General features: G+C 45.0%; 21 protein-coding genes, 1 tRNA gene and 1 other RNA gene. 12 read left to right on the forward strand and 11 right to left on the reverse strand.

Features of this window, described 5'->3' with window-relative positions; translation table 11 throughout:
* Positions 1-405: 405 nt before the first annotated feature.
* On the reverse strand, positions 406-732 hold the full coding sequence (locus ACTHQF_RS07755) for a helix-turn-helix domain-containing protein (RefSeq protein ID WP_440429481.1): 327 nt from the start codon (positions 730-732) through the stop codon (positions 406-408).
* A gap of 682 nt (positions 733-1,414) precedes the next feature.
* On the opposite strand from ACTHQF_RS07755, the gene ACTHQF_RS07760 reads away from it, so the two are divergent.
* Together ACTHQF_RS07760 and ACTHQF_RS07765 are read left to right on the forward strand one after the other, a co-directional pair.
* The gene (locus ACTHQF_RS07760) at positions 1,415-1,777 is read left to right on the forward strand and encodes an ISAon1 family transposase N-terminal region protein (RefSeq protein ID WP_440429483.1); all 363 of its coding nucleotides are present in this window, start codon (positions 1,415-1,417) and stop codon (positions 1,775-1,777) included.
* Positions 1,778-1,876: 99 nt separating this feature from the next.
* Positions 1,877-2,743 carry an ISAon1 family transposase gene (locus ACTHQF_RS07765; RefSeq protein ID WP_440429485.1) on the forward strand — a complete coding sequence of 289 codons (867 nt, stop codon included), beginning with the start codon at positions 1,877-1,879 and terminating at the stop codon, positions 2,741-2,743.
* A 109-nt stretch (positions 2,744-2,852) separates the two neighbouring features.
* Here ACTHQF_RS07765 and ACTHQF_RS07770 read toward each other — a convergent pair.
* A tRNA-Lys gene (locus tag ACTHQF_RS07770) sits at positions 2,853-2,925 on the reverse strand.
* Between the two features lie 242 nt (positions 2,926-3,167).
* On the opposite strand from ACTHQF_RS07770, the gene ACTHQF_RS07775 reads away from it, so the two are divergent.
* Positions 3,168-3,665: a D-glycero-alpha-D-manno-heptose-1,7-bisphosphate 7-phosphatase gene (locus ACTHQF_RS07775; protein WP_440429487.1), complete on the forward strand. Its 498-nt coding sequence runs from the start codon at positions 3,168-3,170 to the stop codon at positions 3,663-3,665.
* 262 nt (positions 3,666-3,927) lie between these two features.
* Here ACTHQF_RS07775 and ACTHQF_RS07780 read toward each other — a convergent pair whose 3' ends face one another.
* On the reverse strand, positions 3,928-4,824 hold the full coding sequence (locus ACTHQF_RS07780) for a LysR family transcriptional regulator (protein ID WP_440429489.1): 897 nt from the start codon (positions 4,822-4,824) through the stop codon (positions 3,928-3,930).
* 138 nt (positions 4,825-4,962) lie between these two features.
* On the opposite strand from ACTHQF_RS07780, the gene ACTHQF_RS07785 reads away from it, so the two are divergent.
* The gene (locus ACTHQF_RS07785; RefSeq protein WP_440429490.1) at positions 4,963-5,607 is read left to right on the forward strand and encodes an NAD(P)H-dependent oxidoreductase; all 645 of its coding nucleotides are present in this window, start codon (positions 4,963-4,965) and stop codon (positions 5,605-5,607) included.
* Positions 5,608-5,642: 35 nt separating this feature from the next.
* Complete coding sequence (locus ACTHQF_RS07790) at positions 5,643-6,386, forward strand: tetratricopeptide repeat protein (RefSeq protein ID WP_440429491.1); 744 nt, start codon at positions 5,643-5,645, stop codon at positions 6,384-6,386.
* A gap of 102 nt (positions 6,387-6,488) precedes the next feature.
* On the opposite strand, the gene ffs is transcribed toward ACTHQF_RS07790, so the two are convergent.
* Positions 6,489-6,588: signal recognition particle sRNA small type (ffs, locus tag ACTHQF_RS07795), an RNA gene on the reverse strand.
* 337 nt (positions 6,589-6,925) lie between these two features.
* On the opposite strand from ffs, the gene gltB reads away from it, so the two are divergent.
* Positions 6,926-11,428: a glutamate synthase large subunit gene (gene gltB / locus ACTHQF_RS07800; RefSeq protein ID WP_440429492.1), complete on the forward strand. Its 4,503-nt coding sequence runs from the start codon at positions 6,926-6,928 to the stop codon at positions 11,426-11,428.
* A gap of 1 nt (position 11,429) precedes the next feature.
* Complete coding sequence (locus ACTHQF_RS07805) at positions 11,430-12,896, forward strand: glutamate synthase subunit beta (protein WP_440429493.1); 1,467 nt, start codon at positions 11,430-11,432, stop codon at positions 12,894-12,896.
* Between the two features lie 23 nt (positions 12,897-12,919).
* Here ACTHQF_RS07805 and ACTHQF_RS07810 read toward each other — a convergent pair whose 3' ends face one another.
* The 6 genes from ACTHQF_RS07810 to ACTHQF_RS07835 form a co-directional block, all read right to left on the reverse strand.
* On the reverse strand, positions 12,920-13,471 hold the full coding sequence (locus tag ACTHQF_RS07810) for an RNA methyltransferase (protein WP_440429494.1): 552 nt from the start codon (positions 13,469-13,471) through the stop codon (positions 12,920-12,922).
* Between the two features lie 14 nt (positions 13,472-13,485).
* A complete protein-coding gene (locus ACTHQF_RS07815; RefSeq protein ID WP_440429495.1) occupies positions 13,486-14,637 on the reverse strand; it encodes a galactokinase in 1,152 nt (383 codons plus the stop codon).
* Between the two features lie 82 nt (positions 14,638-14,719).
* Entirely contained in the window at positions 14,720-16,126 is a 1,407-nt protein-coding gene (locus ACTHQF_RS07820; RefSeq protein ID WP_440429496.1) for a sensor histidine kinase, read from the reverse strand.
* 129 nt (positions 16,127-16,255) lie between these two features.
* Entirely contained in the window at positions 16,256-17,617 is a 1,362-nt protein-coding gene (locus ACTHQF_RS07825) for an MATE family efflux transporter (RefSeq protein ID WP_440429497.1), read from the reverse strand.
* A 28-nt stretch (positions 17,618-17,645) separates the two neighbouring features.
* Positions 17,646-18,278, reverse strand: coding sequence for an AlbA family DNA-binding domain-containing protein (locus ACTHQF_RS07830; protein ID WP_440429498.1), 633 nt, complete (start codon positions 18,276-18,278; stop codon positions 17,646-17,648).
* Positions 18,279-18,300: 22 nt separating this feature from the next.
* On the reverse strand, positions 18,301-18,786 hold the full coding sequence (locus ACTHQF_RS07835) for a DUF4442 domain-containing protein (RefSeq protein ID WP_440429499.1): 486 nt from the start codon (positions 18,784-18,786) through the stop codon (positions 18,301-18,303).
* Positions 18,787-18,897: 111 nt separating this feature from the next.
* Between ACTHQF_RS07835 and ACTHQF_RS07840 the strand changes: the two genes are divergently transcribed.
* From ACTHQF_RS07840 to ACTHQF_RS07860, 5 genes are all read left to right on the forward strand, one after another.
* Positions 18,898-19,122 carry a coproporphyrinogen III oxidase gene (locus ACTHQF_RS07840; RefSeq protein ID WP_440429501.1) on the forward strand — a complete coding sequence of 75 codons (225 nt, stop codon included), beginning with the start codon at positions 18,898-18,900 and terminating at the stop codon, positions 19,120-19,122.
* Between the two features lie 160 nt (positions 19,123-19,282).
* Positions 19,283-20,179, forward strand: a complete 897-nt coding sequence (gene hemF, locus ACTHQF_RS07845) for an oxygen-dependent coproporphyrinogen oxidase (protein ID WP_440429633.1) — start codon at positions 19,283-19,285, stop codon at positions 20,177-20,179.
* Between the two features lie 96 nt (positions 20,180-20,275).
* The gene (gene gyrA / locus ACTHQF_RS07850) at positions 20,276-22,906 is read left to right on the forward strand and encodes a DNA gyrase subunit A (RefSeq protein WP_440429502.1); all 2,631 of its coding nucleotides are present in this window, start codon (positions 20,276-20,278) and stop codon (positions 22,904-22,906) included.
* 29 nt (positions 22,907-22,935) lie between these two features.
* Positions 22,936-24,018: a tetratricopeptide repeat protein gene (locus tag ACTHQF_RS07855; protein ID WP_440429503.1), complete on the forward strand. Its 1,083-nt coding sequence runs from the start codon at positions 22,936-22,938 to the stop codon at positions 24,016-24,018.
* Positions 24,019-24,216: 198 nt separating this feature from the next.
* A complete protein-coding gene (locus ACTHQF_RS07860) occupies positions 24,217-25,353 on the forward strand; it encodes a tetratricopeptide repeat protein (RefSeq protein WP_440429504.1) in 1,137 nt (378 codons plus the stop codon).
* 453 nt (positions 25,354-25,806) lie between these two features.
* Here ACTHQF_RS07860 and ACTHQF_RS07865 read toward each other — a convergent pair whose 3' ends face one another.
* Positions 25,807-25,971, reverse strand: a complete 165-nt coding sequence (locus tag ACTHQF_RS07865) for a Sec-independent protein translocase subunit TatA/TatB (protein ID WP_440429505.1) — start codon at positions 25,969-25,971, stop codon at positions 25,807-25,809.
* Positions 25,972-25,996 lie beyond the last annotated feature (25 nt).

Below are 25,996 nucleotides of genomic sequence, written 5' to 3' on the forward strand. Positions count from 1 at the left end.
ACACCGGAAAGAGATGTAATTTCAAACTTAATGGTAATAGCTTTATTACGTGAAAGTAGCAATAAATAGGTACCGTACAAACTATGTCCAAAGTTCTTTGATTTTTCTCAATCGGTTTTTTTTAAAACTCTTGCCACCATGGAAGCTTTATTAGGCGCTTCGTCGCGCACCGGTGCGCGTTTATTCATCGATCGGTAGGGATAGCTTTTTCACCACCGCTTACTCTTGTAAGTCTTAAAAATGTTTGTACAGCGTTTACGAAAAAAGCACTAGCTTACTACTAAGCGCACCATCATTCATTCGCGTAGAAAATTGGGTTAACACCGTCCGCAGCCTTGCCGCAAAAACGTCAAACGAAGACGTACAACCCATTTTTATGTCTTTTTAATTGCGATAAAGATTACGCTATTCGGGAGGAGGGATTGTTAATAACTGTTCCAGTTTTGCAATCGTCTTGCGGAGAGGAACGGTGCTTCCTTCTTCAAGTTTCCTTACATGCGCAGCGTCCATTCCGAAGATCGTTCCGAATTTCTTATAGCTCAAGCCGTATCGGTATCGATATTCTTTCAGCCTGCCTTCCAATGTACTCGTATCAAACTGCCATGGCGAGTATCCTAGAAACAAAACGATGCGTGGATAGTATGAGATTTTCGGCTGACTCCGGTAGTTCTCCCAATACGTGATGCAATCTTCCACTACGCCTAGTGACCTCGCGGCAGCCGCCTGCGACATGTTTAAGTCCATCCTTTTGCGCCGTATATGTTCGCCTATGATGACGGGACTATGCGAATAACTTATTAGGTGCGGCTTAGACGTGCTCTTATCGTATCGCAAACAAGGCAATGCATGTATGAGGTTGCGTTGAATTTTTTGTATAGGCCCAGAAGATAGGTTAGTGCTCTATGTCTACCATTTTCCGTCCTATGCTGGTATATTCTGTTACGATCTCGGTAATAGCGCATTTTAGGCAAATTCCAAATAATTCCATTCTGGGTAATGTATTTCTACTAATTTAACTACTGCATTTCAATTCATGATAGCCATCTGAATGGTTAAACAATAAAGTCTTAGCTAACAATTCCTCGGTAAAACCGTAACAAATACGTACCGGAGCAAAATTTTGCAGTTTCAAAATAGTTCGTAAAGTGTTTCTGTAAGTCAGAAAAGCACATTTTGCCTCATAATAGCCCGGTTAGGCTAGAAGACGCATAATCTTTCACTTTCTTTCTTCGACTAATGTGTCGACAGGACATCTGATCAAGCATCCTTATAACCCGTTGTATTAGACCCTAGGTTACTTTAATTCTTGCCGATAAATTAGTAATGCCATCTAAGCATCTCATTGAGGATCAAGTCAAAAAGTTGTGGACTAGGTCTTATATTTTTAGCTTTGGTAGTTTAGATTTCTTACTTCATGCAGGACGGATACCACACCTTAATAAGCTTACTACTTCCAGATTTCATTCTTGACTTTTTCGAACTCAAAGAAGTGCGCAAAGAAGAAGATATATTTCATTTGGATTTGCAAGAGGTTAATATTACTCCAAATGTGCCAGAAGGAGAAAAGCTGCTTTCCAAAGGCTTTTTCCCCACGATTACCGTGCAAGACTTCCCGATCCGCGGGCACAAGGTGTTCCTCCATATCAAACGTCGTCGCTGGCTCAATACCAGCACAAACAAAGTGGCTTACCGGGATTGGAATATTGTTGCAGAAGGCACGCGAATAACAGAGGGATTCGCGGCTTTTTTAAAAGAAATCAGTCGATACCAGCCCTAATTCGGTCCATACTGTAGGTGGCTTCTATGGGGTAAAAGGGAAACCCTGCAGCGGAATTATCGCGAGTCATTAAGCGGATTCAAGGACTGGAACCAAAGGTTGCATGCAAAAGATTGGCTGCTTTTCCCCGAGAACTTAGGCGCTCAGTTGTCCATCGATGAGACCTCGTTATCTCATGGGGAACTTTATACCATACTAACAAATAAGGCTGCTAAGGGTAAAAAAGGCGCTATTGTCACCATTATTGCTGGCACAAAGGCAGATACTGTCATAGAAGTGCTGCAGAAAATTCCAGAAAACCTAAGAATGAAAGTCACAGAGATTACCCTGGATATGGCAGGTAATATGGAGCTCATTGCAAAGCGTTGCTTCCGCTCAGCAGTTCGTGTGACTGACAGGTTCCATGTTCAGAAACTAGCAACTGAAGCGCTGCAGGAGATGCGCATTAAATACAGCTGGGAAGCCTTAGATGCAGAAAATGAGGCCATAGACCAGGCTAGGAAAGCAAAGAAACCCTTCCATGCAGAAGTACTCTCAAACGGTGATACATTAAAGCAATTACTAGCCCGGAGTCGATACGCATTGTACAGAAGACCTGAAGCCTGGTCTGCAAGTCAGAAAGAACGAGCTGATCTACTCTTCGATCAATATCCTAAACTTAAGCAAGCTTATAACCTTAGCCTCAACCTAAGCAATATCTTTGAGAAAACTACCGACAAACTTTACGGTCTGGCAAGACTCGCCAAATGGCATGAGGCAGTAAGACAATCGGGCTTTAAGTCCTTTAACACGATTTCAAGATCCATTCAGTATCATTATCAAACCATCCTGAACTACTTTGATAGTCGATCTACGAATGCTTCAGCCGAGTCATTCAACGCCAAAATAAAGGCATTCAGAAGCCAGTTTAGAGGGGTAAGAAGTACTGAGTTCTTCTTATATCGCCTTACCCAACTTTATGCTTAAAAACAACCTTACTCCACAACTTTTTGACTTGATCCCAGATCGGACCTTCCCAAAAAACATTACTCAAGATACCTAACGAAAAAAGCCACTCGGATTGAGTGGCTTTTTGTGATCCCGCTGGGATTCGAACCCAGGACCACTACATTAAAAGTGTAATGCTCTACCAGCTGAGCTACGGAATCAAAGTTCTTTTGAACTTTACTCTAAACGTCTCCGTTTTAAAGTGATGCAAATATAAGGACGTTATACATATCCTGCAACTAAATCTTGCTCATAACAGCTATAAAGCTGATTTTTAGGAAGATTATTTTTTAAGCAACCTTTTTCAACCAGCATTTACAACCACTTTAAACACGAATTCTATAAAATTAACTGAAATATTCATCCTTTAAATCGTTATCCGCATCTTTGTTCAAAGGAAAATATGAAAAATAAAGCAATCTTTTTAGACAGAGACGGAGTCCTGAACCATGAAATGAACGATTATATCTGCAGGGTCGAGGACTTCAAAGTACTGGAATACCAAATCCCCGCATTGAAGAAATTCTACGATGAAGGCTATATGCTGATCATCATCACCAACCAGGGCGGGCTGGCATTACAACGATACACCGAAGAAGAACTGGCAGAGATGCACCGTTTGCTGTACGCCAAATATGAAGAACAAGGTGCGAAGTTCACGCATGCCTATTACTGCAAACACCATCCATCCGTTTCCGGCGACTGCAACTGCCGTAAGCCGAAATCCGGCATGTTGCTTGAGGCCATAGATACCTATAACATTGACCCAAAACTTTCTGTGATGATCGGAGACAAGCCTCGCGATGTGGAAGCTGCTCATGGAGCAGGGGTAAAGGGGATTCTGATTGCACCAGACGAAGTGATCAACTATGATCGCGTGAAAGCCATGCTGGAAAGCTAAACGATACAACAAGAAGATATGACTAAACTTAAAGGCCGCTTTATACTTATAGGTATGAAGCGGCCTTTTCATTGTGAACAAATTTAGGAGGCAAGCGAAGTGCTGCAACCCAAGCCACCTATTAGAAAGATTTTTCGAGGGGACTGCTAGGAACCTGATAGGGCTTTGCTACGTCTCCACACGTACGAAGTACGTAGCAAGCACCTAGCAAGTACGTACCAACGACGTACCAAAACAAAGCTCATCTACAAACCATCGGCGATCACTTCATGACCTGTCTAAACAGATCCTTCAAGTGATCAATTTCTCCTTTGTGGTTCGTTTTCTTCCGGGTTCCGAAGTAAAGCGTATTCTTCAGGCGTTTGTCGCCTTCCCAGATCAACTGAATCAGCCCAGATCTGATCTCGTGCATACAAAGGAAATCGGGTATAACTGCAAGTCCGGGTCCGGCGCTTAAGCAACGGACAATGGAATTGAGATTGGGAACAATGTAATTGGGTCTGAAATCAGGCTGTTTGCCAAAGTTCAGGTTCCAAAAATGGAACAGGTGCTCCATGTCGCCGGTGGTGCCATACCATTTCTGCTGCTTTAACCAGGATTCTAACTGTTCCTTGTCTTTGGTCTTGTGTGCAACTTTAAATTCCTGCAGGTCCACATCCTTTCCGCCCACCAATACAATGTTCTCCGAGGAGAAAGCCTCATGTTCAATATTCGTAGACACCCCTTTCTTTGGCGTAATGATCAAATCCAGAATGCCCTTGTCAAGCTTATCCAGCATCTCCGGATAATCACCGAAACTGATGATCAGGTTAAAGGGTAGGGTGGAGACATACTGCTCCAGCGTAATCTGGAAAGTCTCGAAACACATACCCACGCTAATCGTAGGCGTATGTTTCTCGGTCGAACGCTGATAGTTCTGCTCAATCTCCTCCAGTTTAGCCAAGGGTCCGGTTAGGGCATTATAGAGCACCTTGCCTTGTTCCGTGGGGATCATCTTACGACCGGTTCGATCAAACAGCTTGTGTCCCACATAAGACTCCAGCGAGCTTAAATGTAAACTTACACCGGGCTGGGAAATGAAAAGCGCTTTTGCCGCTCCGGTCAGCGTTCCAGTTTTATAGATCGCCTTGAAGGTGCGATACCACTCCAAATTTACCATAATTGATTTGTTTTAGATAAAATCCGCTTTAAAAACCACGTAAGTCTAACATCAGAATTCTAATACAAAGCTATGAATTAAGTTATTTTTATAATCATGTACTGTGCCGGACATTTGTATCAGAAAATAAAAACGATTATGAAACACATACTAATCATTAACGCAGGACAACAATTCGCACACTCAGGCGGGCGCTACAATGAAACTGTAACCACACATACCAAAGCCTTCTTCGAAAGGTTCGATGACGTAGAGATCAAAGTCACCCATATTGATAAAGGCTATGATCCTGAAGAGGAAGTTCAAAAATTCGTCTGGGCCGATTACATCATCTATCATACCCCGATGTGGTGGTTCCAGGTGCCAAATGGTTTCAAGAAATATATTGATGTGGTATTTACCGTAGGCCACAAGAATGGCATCTACTATAGTGACGGTCGTTCAAGCAAAAATCCTGAGATCAATTATGGAACAGGAGGGATGTTGAAAGGTAGAAAGTACATGGTAACTTCAAGCTGGAACGCGCCTAAAACCGCATTTACGCTGCCAGGAGAATTTTTTAAGGAAACATCAGTTGATGACGGGCCGCTATTTGGCTTCCACCGCATGAACGCCTTTGCGGCACTAGAGAAGCTGGAAAGCTTTCACTTTCATGACGTGGAAAAAAATGCTGACCTGGAAAGGGACATGGCAGAATATGAGAAACATCTCGAAAAGGTTTTTGGAACAGATTATACCTACTCATCGGTATTGCAATCTAACGCCACAGCCGATAACTTATAGCTGCAATACTGCGACTTAGTTAAATCAAAACGGTCATGAAAAAAGGTCTGTTATTTACCCTGGCAACATTGTTTTGCTGCCAGGCACTTACCTACGCTCAAGATACTACCGATCAAAGCATCAGAAAACTCCTGGACATGGAGCGACAAGCCTGGACAATGCGCGACTCCACTGCATTCTTTGCGCTGCTTAACGAATCCCCAAGCTTCACTTTCACCAACACAGGTAGTGGATATTCCAACCATTTAAATGTCAACACTTTTCATGATGCGCTTACGACAGCCTGGAAGCAGCCACCTACGGGCAAGCCAAATACTTATGAAAATTCAGACATCAAGTCTCAAGTTGTCGGTAATCGGGCATTTACAGAATTCACCAGAACAACTATAGATTCAAACAACAAACGGGTGCGGCAAACGCTGGAAACCTGGACACTGTCGAATAAAAATGGCTCCTGGAAAATTGACAGAATCCTTTCTGTAGATACCAGTTCCTTCAATCCATCAAAAGTTTTGAGCGACACAGAAATCGAAGATGAAATAAATATGGTTGGGTATCGTTTATTGGCTGCAAAGAAGAATGAACAAGCCATCCGTATTTTTAAGATGAACACGGAGTTTTTTCCTAAAGCCTGGAATACCTACGACAGTCTTGGCGAGGCATACATGATTAATGGCAACAAAAAAGAAGCGATTGCAAATTATGAACAGTCCATGAAGCTTAACCCCAAAAATACAAATGGTAAGGAATTCCTTGAAAAGCTTAGGAAAGGAAAATAAACTTCAGCAGCATAAATAAAAAAAGCCTCTTTTGATGATCAAAAGAGGCTTTATATTTTAAATACGTTTTTGCTTGTCTGTTTTTCTACTTTGAAAATTAAAAATGGGCAAGCAACTTCTATCGCATCGCTACAACTTTCTACCCTTGCTTCGTTCCCGCCCTGGGGGAGTTCAAAAGGAGCTGATCGTAGAAGACTTGCCCACTGCAAATGTAAGAAAAGACTCCATTTCCGGAAAACTATTTTTGCAAATTTTATGGATTTCTCCGGAATATTTAGTAAGCTATTGATATTAAGCCCATTGAATTTAAAATATTTCTAACAAATGCCCTTTCTGTAGATCAAATCTGCTAGAAAGCTGCGCAAAATCACTGTCCTTGTTAACACATTGATAATATCAACCATTATATTTTAACGATTTATCAATTTAAAGGGTTTAAATTTTATTACTATTAAACACTTCATAAAAATAATGCATTAATGGCAATTGCTCCGCCATTTTATTAACTTAGTGTTCCTAATACACTAATCCTTATACAAATGCAGAAAGAAACCACCGGTCTATACGACCAGCGATTTGAGCACGATGCCTGCGGTATTGGCTTTGTCGCGCATGTGAAGGGAAGGAAGTCGCAGAAGATCGTTTCTGATGCCATTACCATTCTTGAAAACCTGGACCACAGAGGTGCATGCGGCGCAGAGATCAATACCGGAGATGGCGCAGGAATTATGATCCAGATTCCTCATGAGTTCCTTTATGATGAATGCCTGAAAAGCGGCTTCAGCCTAAATGCCTCTGGCGATTATGGTGTGGGTATGCTGTTCCTGCCCAAAGACATTAAAGCTCGCGAAGAATGCCGTGAAGTCATTTATCGCGCTGCAGAAAAACTAAACCTTGAAATCCTGGGCTTCCGTAAGGTGCTTACCGATACCACCGGCATCGGTGAAATGGCGCTTTCTGTGGAACCTGAAATGGAACAGGTCTTTGTTGCACGCCCTTACGCGATTAAACCAGGTGCTGATTTTGAACGTAAACTCTACGTCTTCAAGAACTACCTCGCAAAAACCATTAACAATACGGTAAAAGGCATTGGCTCCGACTTTTACATCGCATCCTTTTCGTCCAGAACCATCGTATATAAAGGTCAGCTGACGTCACTACAGCTTCGATCATATTTCACCGAGTTAAGTGATAAACGTGTGGTATCCGCATTTGGGTTGATCCACTCACGTTTCGCAACCAACACTTTCCCGTCTTGGCGACTGGCACAGCCTTTCCGCTACATCGCCCACAATGGCGAGATTAACACGCTTCAGGGTAACCTGAACTGGCTGCGTGCAAGTGTAAAATCTTTCGCGTCCAGCTATTTTACCCCAGAGGAGCTGAACATCTTACTGCCGGTGATTGATGAAACGCAGTCCGATTCCGGCTGTCTGGATAACATCGTCGAGCTGTTATTACATTCCGGCAGGTCATTACCGCATGTATTGATGATGCTGATCCCGGAAGCCTGGGACGGCAACAAAGACATGGACGAGCTTAAACAGGCTTTCTACAAGTTCCACGCTACCTTGATGGAACCATGGGATGGTCCTGCAGCAATTGCATTCACTGACGGTAACCTGATCGGGGCAACACTGGATCGTAACGGACTTCGTCCTTCAAGATATGCCATCACCAACGATGACATGGTGATCATGGCTTCGGAAGCAGGTGCTTTAGCACTTGATCAAAGCAGGATCATTGAAAAAGGTCGCCTGACGCCAGGAAAAATGTTCGTGGTAGACATGGAACAGGGTCGAATCATCAGCGATGTGGAGATCAAAACCCAGGTTTGCAGCCGGAGGCCTTATGCCGACTGGCTGAACCAGTACCAAATTCGCCTGGAGGAACTTCCTGAACCACGTGTGGTGTTCAGCGGCCTTTCTGAAGAATCTATTTTCAGATACCAACAGGTCTTTGGTTACAGCCGTGAGGATGTTGACCTGATCTTAAAGCCAATGGCACTGGAAGCTAAAGAGCCAATTGGTTCTATGGGAACAGACATTCCCCTGGCCGTGCTTTCTCAGAAACCACAACACCTGTCTTCCTACTTCAAGCAGTTATTTGCGCAGGTAACCAATCCGCCGATTGATCCGATCCGGGAAAAGGTGGTGATGAGTCTTGCGGGCTTCATGGGTAACAACGGGAACCTGCTGGAAGAAAGTGCCATGCAGTGCCACTGTGTAGGCATCAAACATCCGATCCTGACTAACCGCGAATTAGAAAAACTGAGAAGTATCGATACTGGCGTGTTCCAATCTAAAACCTTGCAGACTTATTTCCGTGCAAGTGCAGAACCTGGTGCTTTAGAAAAAGCGATCGAGCGTTTATGCCGTTACGCCGTAGATGCGGTAGAAGATGGCTTCCGCGTGATCGTACTTTCTGACCGTGCCCTGGACTCTGAACACGCTGCAATTCCATCTTTACTCGCCGTTTCTGCAGTACACCACCACTTGATCCGCAAAGGATATCGTGGAGCAGTAGGATTGGTTGTCGAAGCTGGTGATGTTTGGGAAGTACATCACTTCTCCTGTCTGATCGGCTTTGGTGCTACAGCGGTTAACCCGTACCTGGCCTTGGAAACTATCCGTACCTTTGAAAAAGAATCCGGCGTTAAAGCGGATAAGTTGATCGACAACTACATTTACGCCGTAAACAGCGGATTGCTGAAGATCTTCTCTAAAATGGGTATCTCGACCTTGCAGTCGTACCATGGTGCACAGATCTTCGAGATCCTTGGTTTAAACAATAAAGTTGTAGACCGTTATTTCACTGGTGCCGTATCACGCATCGGCGGATTAGGCCTGGATGAGATCGCACGTGAATCGCTGATTAAACACATCCGGATCTTCGGAAAAGCAACTCGTCCGGACACCATTTTGCCTACTGGCGGAAACTACAAATGGCGCCGTAAAGGGGAGCAGCACTTGTTCAACCCACAGACGATCCACTTATTACAAAACTCCACCAGGAGAAAAGATTATAACCTATACAAGCAATATGCGAAGCTGGTCAATGAGCAAACCAGTCAGGCATTTACCATAAGAGGACTTTTCGAGTTCAACTACAAACGTCCTGCGGTACCATTGGAAGAGGTAGAACCGATCGAAAGCATCATGAAGCGCTTTGCGACAGGTGCGATGTCCTTCGGATCGATCTCGCATGAGGCACACTCAACACTTGCCATTGCGATGAACCGCATTGGCGGAAAAAGCAATACCGGTGAAGGAGGTGAAGATGAGCTGCGCTACGAACTACTTCCAAATGGGGATTCCATGCGCTCGGCCATCAAACAGATCGCTTCCGCACGATTTGGGGTGACCAGCAACTACCTGACCAATGCGGATGAGCTGCAGATTAAAATGGCGCAGGGTGCAAAACCAGGAGAAGGCGGACAGCTGCCGGGTCATAAAGTTGATGACTGGATCGCAAAGGTTCGTCACGCGACACCTGGCGTTGGTCTGATCTCGCCTCCGCCGCACCACGATATTTACTCCATCGAGGATCTTGCACAGCTGATCTTTGACCTTAAAAACGCCAACCGCGCCGCAAGGATCAACGTGAAGCTGGTATCTAAAGCTGGTGTAGGCACCATCGCTGCAGGTGTAGCAAAAGCACATGCAGACGTGATCCTGGTTTCAGGTTTTGATGGAGGTACCGGCGCATCGCCGCTAACTTCCATACAGCACGCTGGATTGCCTTGGGAACTCGGGCTGGCAGAAGCGCACCAGACGTTGGTAAAAAACCGCCTGAGAAGCCGTGTAGTACTTCAAACCGACGGACAGCTGAAGACTGGTCGTGACATCGCCATCGCTACCTTATTAGGTGCGGAGGAGTGGGGTGTAGCGACAGCTGCACTGGTAACCGCTGGATGTATCATGATGCGCAAATGTCACCTGAACACTTGTCCAGTGGGCGTTGCTACACAAGATCCTGATCTAAGGAAACTATTTACCGGAGAGCCCGATCATGTGGTGAACTTATTCCACTTCCTTGCGGAAGAATTAAGAGAAACCATGGCTGAACTTGGCTTCCGTACGGTGAATGAAATGGTCGGTCAGGCAGATTGCCTGAGCGTTCGCCAGATGCCGCAGGAAGAATGGAAACTGAAAAACCTTGACCTCTCTGCGATCTTGTTCAAAGCACCGGATAACGGCCTGACTTTGTACAACTCCGAAACACAGGATCATGGATTGGCCAATGTGCTTGACCACGAATTGATCAAAGCAGCACAACCTGCCATCGAGTTTAAAGAGCCGGTTTTCCGTTCTTTCGACATCAAGAATACCGACCGTGCCCTGGGTACCATGCTTTCTAACGAGATTTCGAAGAAGTACCAGTCGCAAGGCTTACCGGCAGACACCATCAACTTCAAATTTACAGGTTCTGCAGGACAAAGCTTTGGCGCATTTGCAACAAGAGGTCTATCCCTTGAACTGGAAGGTGAAGCGAATGACTATGTGGGTAAAGGTCTTTCCGGTGCCAAGCTGGTAATCTATCCGTTCCAGGAGGTACAGTATGTTCCGGAAAAGAACATCATCCTAGGAAACGTGGCGCTTTATGGTGCGACTTCAGGAGAGCTGTTTGCTCGAGGTCAGGCTGGGGAACGGTTTGCCGTGAGGAACTCTGGGGCGACTGCAGTCGTTGAAGGTGTAGGCGACCACGGTTGTGAGTACATGACTGGTGGAGAAGTCCTGATCATCGGACAAACCGGTAGCAACTTTGCCGCAGGTATGAGCGGTGGTGTGGCTTGGGTGTACGATACCAAGGGTGATTTCAGAAGCAAGTGCAACCAGGAGATGGTTGATCTTGATCCACTGGATCAGCTGGATGAACTGCGCATCACCGAGTTGTTGAACAAACATATCCGTTTAACCAACAGCCGCTTAGCAGAATTCATCTTAAGTGACTGGCCAACACAATCGGCACACTTCATCAAAGTATTCCCTAAAGAATACAAGGCAATATTAATGAACAAGACTAAAGTTAAAGTTTCCTGATATGGGCAAAGTAACCGGATTTTTAGAATATGAGCGTACCGCTCCAGTGAAGCAGGATCCAAGATCCCGTATCGACCACTATAATGAATTTGTACAGCAACGTGAAGCGGAAAACCTGAACCATGAAGCTGCACGTTGTATGGACTGTGGCGTGCCCTTCTGCATGTCGGGCTGCCCACTGGGCAACGTCATCCCAGAATTTAATGATGCTGTATATAAAGGAGAATGGGAGTTAGCTTCCAATATCCTACTAAGTACCAACAACTTCCCGGAATTTACCGGCAGGATTTGTCCGGCACCATGTGAGTCGGCCTGCGTACTTGGTATCAATAAATCGCCGGTCTCTATTGAAGAGATCGAGAAGCACATCATCGAGATCGCTTTTGCAAAAGGCTTCATCAAAGCAGAACCGCCTTTGATCAGAACCGGCAAAAAGGTTGCGGTGATCGGATCGGGTCCGGCGGGATTGGCCGCGGCAGCACAGCTGAATAAAGCTGGGCATGAGGTGACGGTTTTTGAACGCGATGATACGCCAGGTGGTTTATTGAACTACGGCATCCCGGATTTCAAACTGCAAAAGGATGTGGTACGTCGCAGGATCAACCTGATGGAGAAAGAAGGGGTCATCTTTAAATGCAACGCAAATGTTGGCCAGAATGTAGAGATCAGCACCTTGTTGCGCGAATATCAGTCCATCGTACTTGCAGGTGGATCCACCATTCCACGTGATCTGCCGATTAAAGGACGTGAAGCTAAAGGCATCCATTTCGCAATGGATTTTCTGAAGCAACAGAATAAGAAAGTGCGGAACTTCCCGATCAATGGCGAGGCGATCTCTGCCATGGGCAAAGACGTGATCGTGATCGGTGGCGGCGATACCGGTTCAGATTGTATCGGAACCTCGAACCGCCAGGGTGCAAAATCGGTGATGCAGTTTGAGATCATGCCGATGCCACCGGAGAAGCGTACGCCAAACATGCCATGGCCAACGTACCCAATGCTGCTAAAAGTGACTTCTTCCCATGAAGAGGGCTGTCAGCGTGCCTGGGGCATCAACAGTAAGCAGTTCATCATGGATGAAGCGGGACAGTTGAAAGGCTTGAAGGTCGTTGAGGTAGAATGGGAGATGGATGCAAACGGCAGAGCATTGAACTTTAAAGAGGTTCCTGGTACCGAACGTGAGCTGCCTTGTCAGCTGGTGCTTTTAGCCATGGGCTTTTTACACCCGCAGAAAGAAGGTTTACTGGAGAAGCTTGGTGTGGATCTGGATAACCGCGGCAACGTAAAGGCAGATGAAGGTAAATATCAAACCAGCATTCCAAAGATCTTTACCGCAGGGGATATGAGAAGAGGCCAGTCGCTTGTCGTATGGGCCATCTCTGAAGGCCGCGAGGCCGCCCGCAAGGTTGATGAATACCTGATGGATTATAGTAAATTACCCACCAAAGATGGCATTCCCTATGCCTAATTAGTATGAACTCAGCACAGGCCCTAAACCTGTGCTGAGTTGTTATTAAGCCTAAGCTTGGCAAAGAAGTCCCATAGGACGATCCCTGCAGAAATTACAATATTGAAAGAGTGTTTTGTGCCGAATTGCGGGATTTCGATACAACCGTCGATCTGAGCCATCACTTCGTCACTAACGCCATTCACTTCGTTTCCGAATATCAATGCGTATTTAGCTTCTTGTGCCGGTTGGAAGGTGTTCAGCATCGTGCTGCCTTTGGCTTGCTCGATGGCAATGATCTGGTAGCCTTCAGTTCTCAGCGCAGCGATCGCATCCAGGGTATCATCGACATGTACCCAGTCTACCGATTCCGTAGCACCCAAAGCGGTTTTCTCAATCTCGCGATGTGGAGGGCGGGCGGTGATGCCGCAGAGGTAAAGCTTTTCAATAGAAAAACCATCCGCCGTGCGGAATACAGAACCTACATTATGCATGCTGCGCACATTATCGAGCACCACAACGACAGGCAATTTCTCCTGTTCCTTGAAAGCTTCTACGCTGACGCGGTTCAGATCATCTAGTTTTAGTTTTTGCATGGCCGCAAAGGTAATTAAATCTTCCTTGCGCCATCGCCGATTTCAGAGATGTAAACAGCAGCCTCATAACCTACACGTTCTACATAGTAGGCATTGAGTTTCGCCGTAAAGTCCTCTTCATAGCCTTTTTCGAGCAATGCGATGGCGCAACCGCCGAAGCCGGCACCAGTCATTCTTGCACCAATAACGTTCGGGTATTCCTGGCAAAACTCCACGATGGTATCCAGCTCTTTTCCGGAAACTTCATAAAGCTCCTTCAGCGATTGGTGTGAAGCATACATCAAACGGCCGAAGGTTTCCAGATCCTGCTCGTTTAAAGCCTTGGAAGCGAAGTTAACCCTGTCATTTTCAGTAACAACATGTGTTGCACGGTTCAGGATGATCGGATCGGTGATCAGGTGTTTATGTAAAGCGAACTTTTCAGCGGTAAGCTCGCATAGGTTATGCAAGGTAATTTCCTGGTTCAAGGCCTGTAAGGCTTGATTACATTCTTCTACACGCTCGTTGTATTTGGATTCTTCCAGTTTTCTCGACTTATTGGTGTTGATGATCGCAAGCTTATAGTTGCCCAGCTGGCAGTCGACCATAATGTGTTTCAAGGTATCGCAGTTTAGCAGGATGGCATGATCTTTCTCGCCGAAAGCAACTGCAAACTGATCCATAATGCCGGAGTTAACCCCGATAAACTCGTTTTCTACCTTTTGGCCCATTTGCACGAGCTCCAGGCGGCTATAATCCAAATCAAGGAAATCATTCAGGGCAAAGGCCGTCAACACTTCTATAGACGCTGAAGAGGATAGGCCTGAACTCACGGGAATGTTGCCATGGAACAGAAAATCGAAACCCGAGATCTTTTTACCTTCTAAAGTAAGCTGGTTGATGATCCCAAGCGGATAGTTGAACCAGGCATTGCTATCTTTCTGGTAGCTGGAACTCACTGTTATGGTGTGGCTGTCCGGGAGATTAAGACTCATGAAGCGGAAAACGTTATCCTCATTTGGTGCTATACACAAGGTTGTGCCCAGCGTGATGGCTGCAGGCAAAACAAGGCCGCCATTGTAGTCAATATGTTCGCCGATCAGGTTTACCCTTCCCGGTGTAAAGTAAGTGGCTGCAGGTTCTTTTTGGTAGAGTTCCGTAAACTGTTGGATTAACGCTTCTTTCATGGATGATCTTTTTTAGCGAAGATACAATTATGTATGAAACCACGATACTGAAAAAGTGTTTAGCTAAAAGGTAAATGGCACCCTATGTACTTGCAGGCAGGATAACGGTGAAGGTACTGCCTTCAGATTCCTTACTTTGCACCTGGATCTCGCCGGCATGCTTCTGCACAAACTCCTTACAAAGTACCAGCCCTAGTCCCGTTCCCGTCTCATTATTCGTACCCGGGGTGGCCGTTTTGGTGTCTGCACGGAACAGGCGGCTGAGGATCTTTTCGTTCATGCCCACGCCATAGTCGATCACGGAAACGGTAACCTGTCTGCTGCCATCTGCCGCAACAGATTGTCCGGAAAGGACTTCGATCTTTCCGAAGTTCGGGGTGAATTTGATCGCATTGGAGATGAGGTTCCGGAAAATGGTATTGATCATATCTTCATCCCCTTCAATGTCCAGATCAGGATCTGTCTGGTTGATGACCTGAATATCCTTTTGTGCGGCCATGATCTTAAGCAGGCTGATGTTTGCGTCTACAACTTCAGAAACATTCAGCCGCTGAGGTTTGAAACTGATATTGCCGGTCTGACTTCTGGACCATAACAACACGTTCTCCAATAACTTTCCAGTCGTAAACAGGCTGGTCTGCAGCAGTTGGTACATCCGTTTACGTTCTGCTTCATCTTCGTCGAAAAAACCTTCCTGGAGGAGCTCCGTAAGCGCCAGGGTGGAGGAGATTGGCCCACGCAGGTCATGCGCAAGAATGGAAAAGAACTTATCCTTGGTCTGGTTCACTTCCTGTAGCTCCCTGGAAGACTCCAATAGTGCTTTATAGTTTTCTTCGAGCTCTTTCTTCTGCGATTTGATCAGCCGTCGCTGTTTATAGGCACGTATGTTGCCGCGCCACTGTATCGTAGAAAGGCCCAGGCAGATGACCAGTGTGATTAGTCCGACGGAGAGATTAGAAAGCAATATGGAGGTATCCTGTTGCGTCTGCGTCATGCCGAATCCAAATAGCAGGTAAATGATGCCCAGGTAGAGCATCAAACGCAGCGGCTGTATCATCAGGATCAATGAACAGACCACACAAATGATCAGAAAGCCAACGATGGAATTGGTGACCGCCTGATCATAAATGGTACATATCGTACCCCAGAGTGCAACCACCACCAGAATGACATGCGGTAAGTGCCTCGATAACTTTTTGTGTTCAGGTTTATAGTAGGCGATCAGGCTCAAGGCAAACAGGACACTGCAGAGCAGGCCCACCACAAAATTGAGGATGAGGATATGTTTTTTCCAGTCCACAAACGAGACGGCATGGGCATCATCACTGTGGGCATAGGTGAGGGAGAGCACCAATGCAATGGGTACACAAATCCCGCTGAGCATTAAAGACCGGATTAGGTTTACTTTCCTTACCTCTTTGGAGATAATAAGTTGTTCGAGCGGCGAGGTTTGGTATAGCTTCTTTAGATCTTCTTTTAAATTCCTCATTATGTTTGCATAACAAAAATAGAATTTAAAATGATATTTCCTAGCTGAAGCTAAGTTCTAGATGAGGTTATCGTACTCGCCGGAAGCTTGCCATATTGTACCATCAGAATTCAGCCGCAACAAAGCAGGCTATTCTGTAATGATCAAGGCCCGGGTTTTGTTTTGGAAACGCAGAAATAGCAGGACCGAGGCAGTCAGCAACCCGAAGGTTAGTCCATACCAAATGCCATTGACACCCATGTTAAGCTCAATACCCAGTAAATAGCCCAATGGAATCCCGATGACCCAATAAGCGACAAAGGTGATCAGCGTGGGAATGTTTACATCGCCGATGCCACGTAAAACCCCTAAGCCCACAACCTGTGTTCCATCAAACAGCTGGAAGAAACCCGCAATGATCAGCAGCTGCGCGGCAATCCCGATTACAGCAGTGTCTTCGGTATAAATGTAAGGCAGCAGGTTGTTCGCAAAAACGAACAGCAGCGCTGTTACGCTCATAAAAGCAATGACCACATGATAGCTGGCGATGGCAGATTTCCGGAGATCATCAAAAGCGGAACGGCCAAGGTTATTACCCGTTTTAATGGTTGCAGCAGAAGCAACCCCTGCGGCCATCATATAGGTTACTGCGGCAAGGTTGATCGCGACCTGGTGTGCGGCTTGCGGAACGCTGCCGATGGTGCCGATCAATATTGCTGCACCACTAAAGGCGCTGATCTCAAAAGAATACTGCAGCGCTACCGGTGCACCGATCTTCACGATCTTTCTAAAGCGGCTAAGATCAATGAAGAACAATCTGAACTGCTGAAGGTACTTGCGGAAATGTGGGGATTTCATTACATAGTAAGACATGACCACCGCCATTATAGACCTGTCGATCAGCGTACTTAAACCAACACCCTTAACACCCATGGGCGCAATGCCGAACATACCCTTCACGAAGATGATACCCAGAACGATGTTCAAGACATTTCCCCAGATGGAAATGAACATGGCCTGTTTGGTAAAGCCCAGGCCTTCTGCAAACTGCTTGAAGGTCTGGAAGATCATCAATGGAATAATGGAAAAACCAAGATAGCCCAGGTAAGGTTTAGCATAGGCAACCACGTCGGCCGACTGACCAATGTGATCGATGATGGAAAGGGTACCGAAATGAATGAAGATGTAGAGCAGGGTACCCGTGATCACATTGATGATGAGGCTGCTGGACAGCAGCTTTCCGCATTCGTCGTAATTTTTTGCGCCGTTCATTTTGGCAATCAGTGGGGTAAGCCCGTAAGAGATACCAAGCCCAAGCACCAGGATCAGCATGAATATACTGTTCACCAAAGAGACCGCTGCAAGCTGAACCGTGCCGGCGAAATGCCCTACAATGATGCTGTCGGCCATGTTTACCATGGTGTGGCCCAGCTGGGAAACTACGATGGGCAGGGCAAGGATGAGGTTATCTTTATAAAAAGGTTTGTATCGGGCGTAGAAACTACTGAGCATGATCAAAAAATGATCTGCAAAGGTATGGCTATTTGACGTTAATAAAAGTAAAGTACTCCTCTTTTTCGGAAAGGTGCAGTTGGAGAATGCCCGAGGTAATCAGGCCGACCAATAGCTTCTGCGCTTTTTTATTGGAGATCCGGGTGAGCTTGGTAAATTGCTTCAAAGTGATGCGTCCCTGTTCTTCCAGGTAGTTGAACAGCTTTTTCTCCAGATCAGAATAGACGATCATTTTACCGGCCTGGCTTTGTTCGTCTTTGAGCATATCCAGCACGATCTTGCTGGCAAGCACAGTCTTGTCCTTTACCCGGTAATAGGCCCACCATTCTTTGTTGGCATCAAGGGCATAGTGTGGCTTTAGATCGCTCTGGCTTATGGTTACGGCGAGCACGAGCTTATGATTGATGTAGATTTCCTCAAACGCAGGCTCGATGGCGGGTTTGCAAAACTGGTGTGCCGCTTTATTGATCATGTAACGTTCTTCGTCTTCTGATTTAACGCCCACAATGTTGCCATCGTCGGCGACGCCGATCAGCAGTACACCGCCCTGGTTGTTTGCAAAGGCAACAAGGCTTTTAGCAATCTTTTCTGCATTGGTGATGGTTTTCTTGAAATCAAGTGTGGTGCCTTCGCCCTGTAAAATAAGTTCCCTGATGTTCATCCTCAATAAATAATGTTCCAGCTCAATAGGCGACTACCGGCTTTTCTCCCATGTGGAGATTTCTAATATAAACTTCGTTCATCACGGTTGCACATACCTCACCATGTTTGTTGGTAATCTCCATCGGGTAGGCCTTTACAAACTTGCCAACGGTTTTTAATGCTTCTGTTGCCTCTAACAGCATCTCATCGCTAATGGTGATGGTAAAGTAAAGGTGACTGCGTCCCGGTTTAAGGTACTGGATCGAGGCACTCTTAAGCCATACCCGGATCTTGAAACCTTCGCGGCGCAACAGTTGGTCGAACAACAATGCATAGAACGGATCGGTGGCGGCATAAATTGTGCCTCCGAATATGGAACCGTTGAAATTGGTGTTCACCACGCTCTTGGCGATCTTCACATCTACACCCCGGAAGCCCTTATGAAATCTCCGTACCCAGATGCGCTGACACAACATGGGGGGATATAAACTCAAGGCCCATTTAAGGGTTCTTTCTGATACAATCATGAGCAATAAATATCTTAAAGTTTTACCATAAATCCACAGAATGTTTCATTACACGGAATTTTAAAACTTTTTGAATTCGAAATATGTTTTATAAGCAATTAAAACTATTCTATGAGAAAAATGATTTTAAGTCTTGCTGTTGCGGGTTCTATGATATTGGCCACATCAGCATGCAATTCGACCAAAAACCTGTCTGGTTCTTCAGATAGTACTGGTGCGGATTCAACTTCGATGAGTACACCGTCGACAACCCCGATGGATACTACAACACAAACTGCGGACACCACTAGAACCACAACTCCGCCAGACAGTACTAAAACACTGCCTCCAATGTAGTGAATACCTTATTTTAAAAGCCGGAACCTTGTTCTGGCTTTTTTTATGCCCCAAAATTTCTCCGCCAATTTCATGATTAAGCAGTGTCAGGTGAGTGTATTTTATAAGAATACAAAAATTTACAACTGGTTTAATTGGTACATTTGGTTTTGCAATAAATATCATGTTCAGAGAAAACGTAGTTACAGCTTATCAAAAAATACAGGATGATATTTGCCAGGCTTTGGAGCAGGCAGATGGTTTGGGGAAGTTTGAAGAGGAGATTTGGGACCGGGAAGGTGGTGGCGGCGGCCGCACCAGGATCATGCAAAACGGCGCTGTTATTGAAAAAGGCGGCGTAAACTTTTCTGCCGTGTATGGCAAGCTGCCTGAAGCGGTAAAAAGATCCTTTAAGGTGGACAGTGATGAGTTTTTCGCAACCGGTGTTTCCATCGTGATGCATCCTTCAAATCCTTTTGTGCCGATCATCCACATGAACATCCGGTATTTTGAGCTTGATGAGCAAACCAGATGGTTTGGCGGTGGTATTGACCTAACCCCACACTATGTGATTGATACCGACGCGCGGTATTTCCACCAAACCATGAAAAACACCTGTGACCGCTTTCACGTAGATTTTTATAACAAGTTTAAGCAGCAGGCCGACGATTACTTCTTCATTAAACACCGTGATGAAACACGAGGGGTGGGCGGGATCTTTTACGACCGTCTGCAACCTGCGAACACGGGCTTATCTTACGAGCAGATCTTCGAATTCTCGAAAGCCGTGGGGGAAAGTTTCGCACCGGTATACACCGAACTGATTGACAGAAACCGGGATACCGCTTTTAGCGAAGCTGAACAGGAATGGCAATACCTGAGAAGAAGCCGTTACGCGGAGTTCAATCTGGTTTATGACTCGGGTACCAAGTTCGGATTGGAAACGAACGGGCGGATCGAGTCGATCCTGATGAGCCTGCCACCGGTAACGAAATGGACCTACAATTTTAAACCTACAGAAAACAGCCCAGAGGCCTTTACTTCAACGCGTTTGAGAAAAGGTATTGATTGGGTTTAAATTTTCTCTTTAGTGCCCTTAAACGTTATAATTTTGTTAAATTCGCAGGGTTATTATAATACCTTATTAAAATCGTTTTAAACGAATAAAGAAAATATGGCTGAAGATTTGGAAAATCAGGAAAACGATAAGATTATTAAGATCAATATCGATGAGCAGATGCGTTCTGCATACATCGATTATTCGATGTCGGTAATTGTATCTCGTGCCTTACCTGATGTACGCGACGGATTGAAACCCGTACACCGTCGTGTTTTATATGGCATGCTCGATCTTGGGCTTGCAAACAATAAACCTTTTAAGAAATCCGCCCGTATTGTGGGTGAAGTACTGGGTAAATATCACCCGCATGGTGACTCCTCTGTTTATTATACCATGGTTCGTATGGCTCAGGAATGGAGCTTGCGTTACATGATGGTTGATGGACAGGGTAACTTCGGATCTATCGATGGTGACTCTCCGGCAGCAATGCGTTATACGGAGGCACGTTTTGCAAAGATCGCAGAAGAAATGCTTGCCGATATCAATAAAGATACGGTTGACTTCCAATTAAACTTTGACGACTCCCTGCAAGAGCCAACCGTATTGCCATCTAAGGTTCCAAACCTTTTGATTAATGGTGCTTCGGGTATTGCGGTAGGTATGGCGACCAACATGCCACCTCACAACATTACAGAGGTGATCAATGCCACGGTTGCTTACATTGAAGATAAAGAAATTACCGTTCAGGACCTGATGAAACACATCAAGGCGCCTGATTTCCCTACCGGTGCAATCATCTATGGTTATGCTGGTGTACAGGAAGCTTTTGAAACTGGTCGCGGACGTATTGTGATGCGCGCCAAGGCAGAGATTGAAACCAATAAGGATCGTGAGAGCATTATTGTTACCGAGATCCCTTACCAGGTGAACAAAGCGATCATGATTGAGCGTACCGCTGAACTGATCGGTGAGAAGAAGATCGAAGGTATCTCCAATATTAAAGACGAATCGAACAAGGATGGTATCCGTATCGTTTACGAAATTAAACGTGATGCGAATGCCAGCATTGTATTAAATAACTTATTTAAACAAACGGCGCTACAAACCTCATTCAGTGTAAATAACATTGCATTGGTTAACGGTCGTCCGCAGTTGTTGAACCTTAGAGACCTGATCCGTCATTTCGTGGATCACCGTCATGAGGTTGTAATCCGCAGAACGAAGTTCGAACTTGCAGAAGCACAGAAACGTGCACACATCCTGGAAGGTTTATTGATCGCATTGGATCACCTCGATGAAGTGATCCGCTTGATCCGATCTTCAAACACACCTGAGGAAGCAAGGGTTGGCTTGATGGAGCAGTTTGGTTTAAGTGACATTCAGGCAAGAGCAATTCTTGACATGACGCTCCGTAGGTTGACTGGCCTTGAGCGTGATAAGATCAAAGAAGAGTACAATGAATTAATGAAAACCATCGAGTACTTACAATCCGTACTTGCAGACGAAGGTCTTAGAATGCAGATCATCAAAGATGAGCTTGCAGAGATGGTGGAGAAATATGGTGATGAGCGCAGAACATCTATCGTGCACTCGGCTGATGATATGAGCATGGAAGACTTCATCGAAGATGAAGACGTGGTGATCACGATCTCCCATGAAGGTTATATCAAACGGACACCGGCTACAGAATACCGTACACAAGCAAGAGGTGGTAAAGGATCTAAAGGAAGTGATTCCAGAAATGAGGACTTTATTGAGCACCTGTTAGTGGCTTCGAACCACAACTACATGTTGTTTTTCACCGAAAGTGGACGTTGTTTCTGGTTAAGGGTATACGAAATACCTGAAGGTTCACGTTTGAGCAAAGGACGTGCGATACAGAACATTATCAATATCCCGAAAGAAGAGAAGATCAAGGCGTACATCAAGGTTAAAAACCTGAAAGATCAGGATTACCTGGAGAACAACTTCATCATCATGTGTACCAAGAAAGGTACCATCAAGAAAACTTCTCTGGAGGCTTATTCAAGACCACGTGTTAATGGTATCAATGCCATCAACATCAACGAAGGTGATCAGCTTTTAGAGGCGAGCTTAACCAGTGGTTCAAGCGAGATTGTAATGGCTCTTCGTTCGGGTCGTGCGATCCGTTTCAATGAGTCAACAGTACGCCCAATGGGGAGAACTGCCACAGGTGTAAGGGGCGTAACACTAGCGCACGAGCAGGATGAAGTGGTTGGCATGATTGCTGTTGATGATACCAGTGCAACGGTCCTAGTGGTATCGGAGAAAGGCTACGGTAAACGTACAGACATTGAAGATTACCGGGTAACCAACCGTGGTGGTAAGGGTGTAAAAACCATCAGCATCACCGAGAAAACGGGAGACTTAATTGCCATTAAAAACGTTACCGATGCAGACGATCTGATGATCATCAACCGTTCAGGTATTGTGATCCGTATTGCTGTTCGTGATCTAAGGGTAATGGGAAGAGCTACACAAGGGGTGAAGCTGATCAACCTGAAAGGTACTGACGCGATTGCTTCTGTTGCGAAGATTGAGCATGAAGAGGAAGAAGAGCTGGAAGCGGTATTGGAGAAGTTAGATGCTGAAGCAGGTGATGCGGAAAGTGTTCTGGCTGATGGTACGGAAGTAGCGCCGGAAGCTGATGCTGAAGAGGCGGATACCGATGAAGATGATGATGCAGATGACGCAGACGCTGATGAAGAGGAACCAATAAACTAAACATATAAATTAAAATTGTAACAAAAATTATGAAAAAAGTACTTTTAAGTATATTGTTAGCGGGAGTAGGTACTGCTACCTTTGCGCAGAAAGGTGAAGTTGCAGAGGCAAAGAAAGCCTGGGGCATTTACCAGTTAACCGGTGCAACCGGCGGTGATATTGCTAAGAAATTAGAGACCCTGAACGCTGCAATAAAACGTACTGATGCTGCAATTGTTCATGAAAAGACTAAAGACTTACCTGAAGCATGGACGTATCGTGCACTTTTGACTTCTGCAGCAGCTTTAGCTGATACTGCCAATCTTCAAAATGCGGATACTTACCTTAAAGTTGCACAGGAGTCGGTTGAGAAAGCAAAAACGTTAGATACTAAAGGTTCTGAAAAAGAGAACATCGAACAAGCACAGCTGAACATCAGCAATGCGGTAAGAAATATCGGTGTATTGGCTTATCAGAAGAAAGATTTCAAAACGGCTTACGAGAAGTTTAACCAGGCGACAGTTTTAAACCCAACTGATACTGCAATGTATCTGAACGCGGGTATTGCTGCACGTGGCTTGGAAGATTATCCTAAAATGATCGATTCATACAAAAAGGTGATCTCTTTAAATCACCCTGAATCGGCTGCTTTATACGAGGAGATCGTTTCTACGCAATTGACTGCACAGAAAGATACTGCTGCTGCAATGGCATCGATCACTGAAGCTAAAGCGAAGTATCCTGAAAACATCAATTTCATCACCAGTGAAACACAGATCTACCTTCAACAAGGTGATGTGGACAAAGCAGAAAGTGCTTTAACTTCATTGGTTGCTAAACAACCAGGTAATGCGACCTTCCAGGCTGCATTGGGTAACGTTTATCTGCAACAAGCTTTGAAAATTCAAGGTAACATGAACAAAATTGATGCAAAGAACGTTAAGGCAATGAATGCTGCTAAGGATAAAAGAGATGCATTGGTTGAAAAATCTATTCCTTTCTTCACCAAGGCATTGGAGATCGATCCTAAGAATGTTGGTGCTTTAGAGAACCTGAAAACCATTTACACATTCAAAAACGATACAAAGAACTACAATGACATCAAAGCGCGTCTTGATGCGATTCAGCAATAAGTCGAGTTAACATTAATAGAAAGAGCCTGTATCATACATCATGATCAGGCTCTTTTTCATATATCAGGTTTCTGTGATAGTTGCCGCTGGAGCCATTAGGGGCGAAAGGGTATTAAAAAGACTTCTTTCAAGCCTTATCATCAGAATCAACTGGTGATGCTTCCCTTTTTTTTATAGATTTGTTATTCAATCACGATTATGAATAGAAAAGCCTTTTTACCGATTATTCTGTTTTTAATTACTTTTCAAGCGAATGCGCAGAAGAGCCAGCTGAGAATTGCCCGAAATACAATCGGAAAGCTGCAGGCGGCTATTGTTGCAAAAGCGGACGTGAACAGCCAGATTAATATTGTAGGAGAGGGGCTCAAAGCAACAATGTCTGCGCAGCAGGACCGGAAGACCAAGAAGTACCCGGAGACTTGGGCAATCGGGGCTTACCTGAATTCCTATCTGGCGCTGATCGATTCAAAGGACCCGGATAAGTACTATCAGGATGCATTAGCATTGATTGACACGGCGAAGCAATTGGATCGTTTCCACGAAAATGAAAAGCTATTGAATGCGGCGCTGCTAAATACCTTCGTGATCAAGCAGGATAAAGCCAATCGGGCGTTTAATAACTACGATTATGCAACCGCATTAGGCTACCTGAAGGAGCTGAGTGACTATTTCCCACAGGATAGTACATTGGCCCTGAATACAGCCATTGCATCTCAGAACCTGCGCAAATATGATCAGGCATTAATCTACTATAATCGTGCAATTGAAACGGGTGCAGCAAACCCCGTAATTTACCAGCATCTCGCGGAGATCTATTCATCGAAATTCGACGTTGAAAATGCGATCAAGGTTTTAGAAACCGGACAGAAACGTAATCCTGCTAATACATTTATCCTAAATGATCTGGTGAATATGCTGCTGGATAATGAGCGTTATGACCGGGCGGAAAAAGCTTTGGAAGATGCCATCAGGCTTGAAGGACAGAATAAAGAGCTGTATTACCTTTATGGCTATCTTAAACAGCTTAGAAAGCAGCATACACAAGCAGAGACGGCTTATAACACGGCCTTGGCGATGGACCCGAATTACTTTCCTGCCTTGTACCAACTGGGCATGGTTTATATTGAAATGGGTAACGAAACACTGAAGTCGAACAATGAAAACCGGCTGCAGCTGTATGAAGAACAGATCAACAAGTCTGAGAACATTCTGACACACGCTTATGAAATTGCTCCAAATGACAGGCAGACCATTCAGTTGCTGATTGAGATCAACACAAGAAAGCAGCGCTACGACAAAGTAGATGAACTGAAGGAAAGACTTCAGGAGTTTTAATTCAACAAGCAAAGACTACAAGAGTTTTGTTCAACAAGATTAGCATTATAGTGCTTTTAGTGTGGAATTGATTGTAAGAGCCATGACTGGCGTTCTAGCATCAAAATACTTATAGTGCTTTTAGGGTGGAATTGATTGTAAGAGCGATTACTGGCGTTCTAGCATCACAATATTTCATTAATCCAGGTTAATACAAAAGAGAGGTTGGAGGCAACGCTCGAAATACGAACTGGTTGCCCAGTAGTCACGCTGCTTCGTATGCGACACTTAACATAATATTAATTATAGGAATTAATACTGGTTTAAAATCAGGAAGGTGTTTTTTGTGAGATTTGCCCGGATCAGGCTTTGAACTGAGCTGTAATATACAAAAGATTAGCCATGTTCTTTGCAATTATATCTGAATGGTTCATTCTGAGCATGTGCTCAAATTCAAGGATCCCGGAGGTTCATTTATGAATCTTTTCCATGCTGACCGTCTTTAAATTCTTTTATGCCTTGGCCTAAGCCGCGCATAAGTTCTGGTATTTTTTTACCGCCAAACAGCAATAATATTGCTAAAAGGATAATCAGGATCTCTTGCGTGCCGAGTGCTGCTAAGATGATTGCGTTTGTCATATTTTCCAGAATTATTGGTTTTAAA

The organism is Pedobacter sp. SAFR-022, assembly GCF_051965375.1.
GTDB lineage: Bacteria > Bacteroidota > Bacteroidia > Sphingobacteriales > Sphingobacteriaceae > Pedobacter.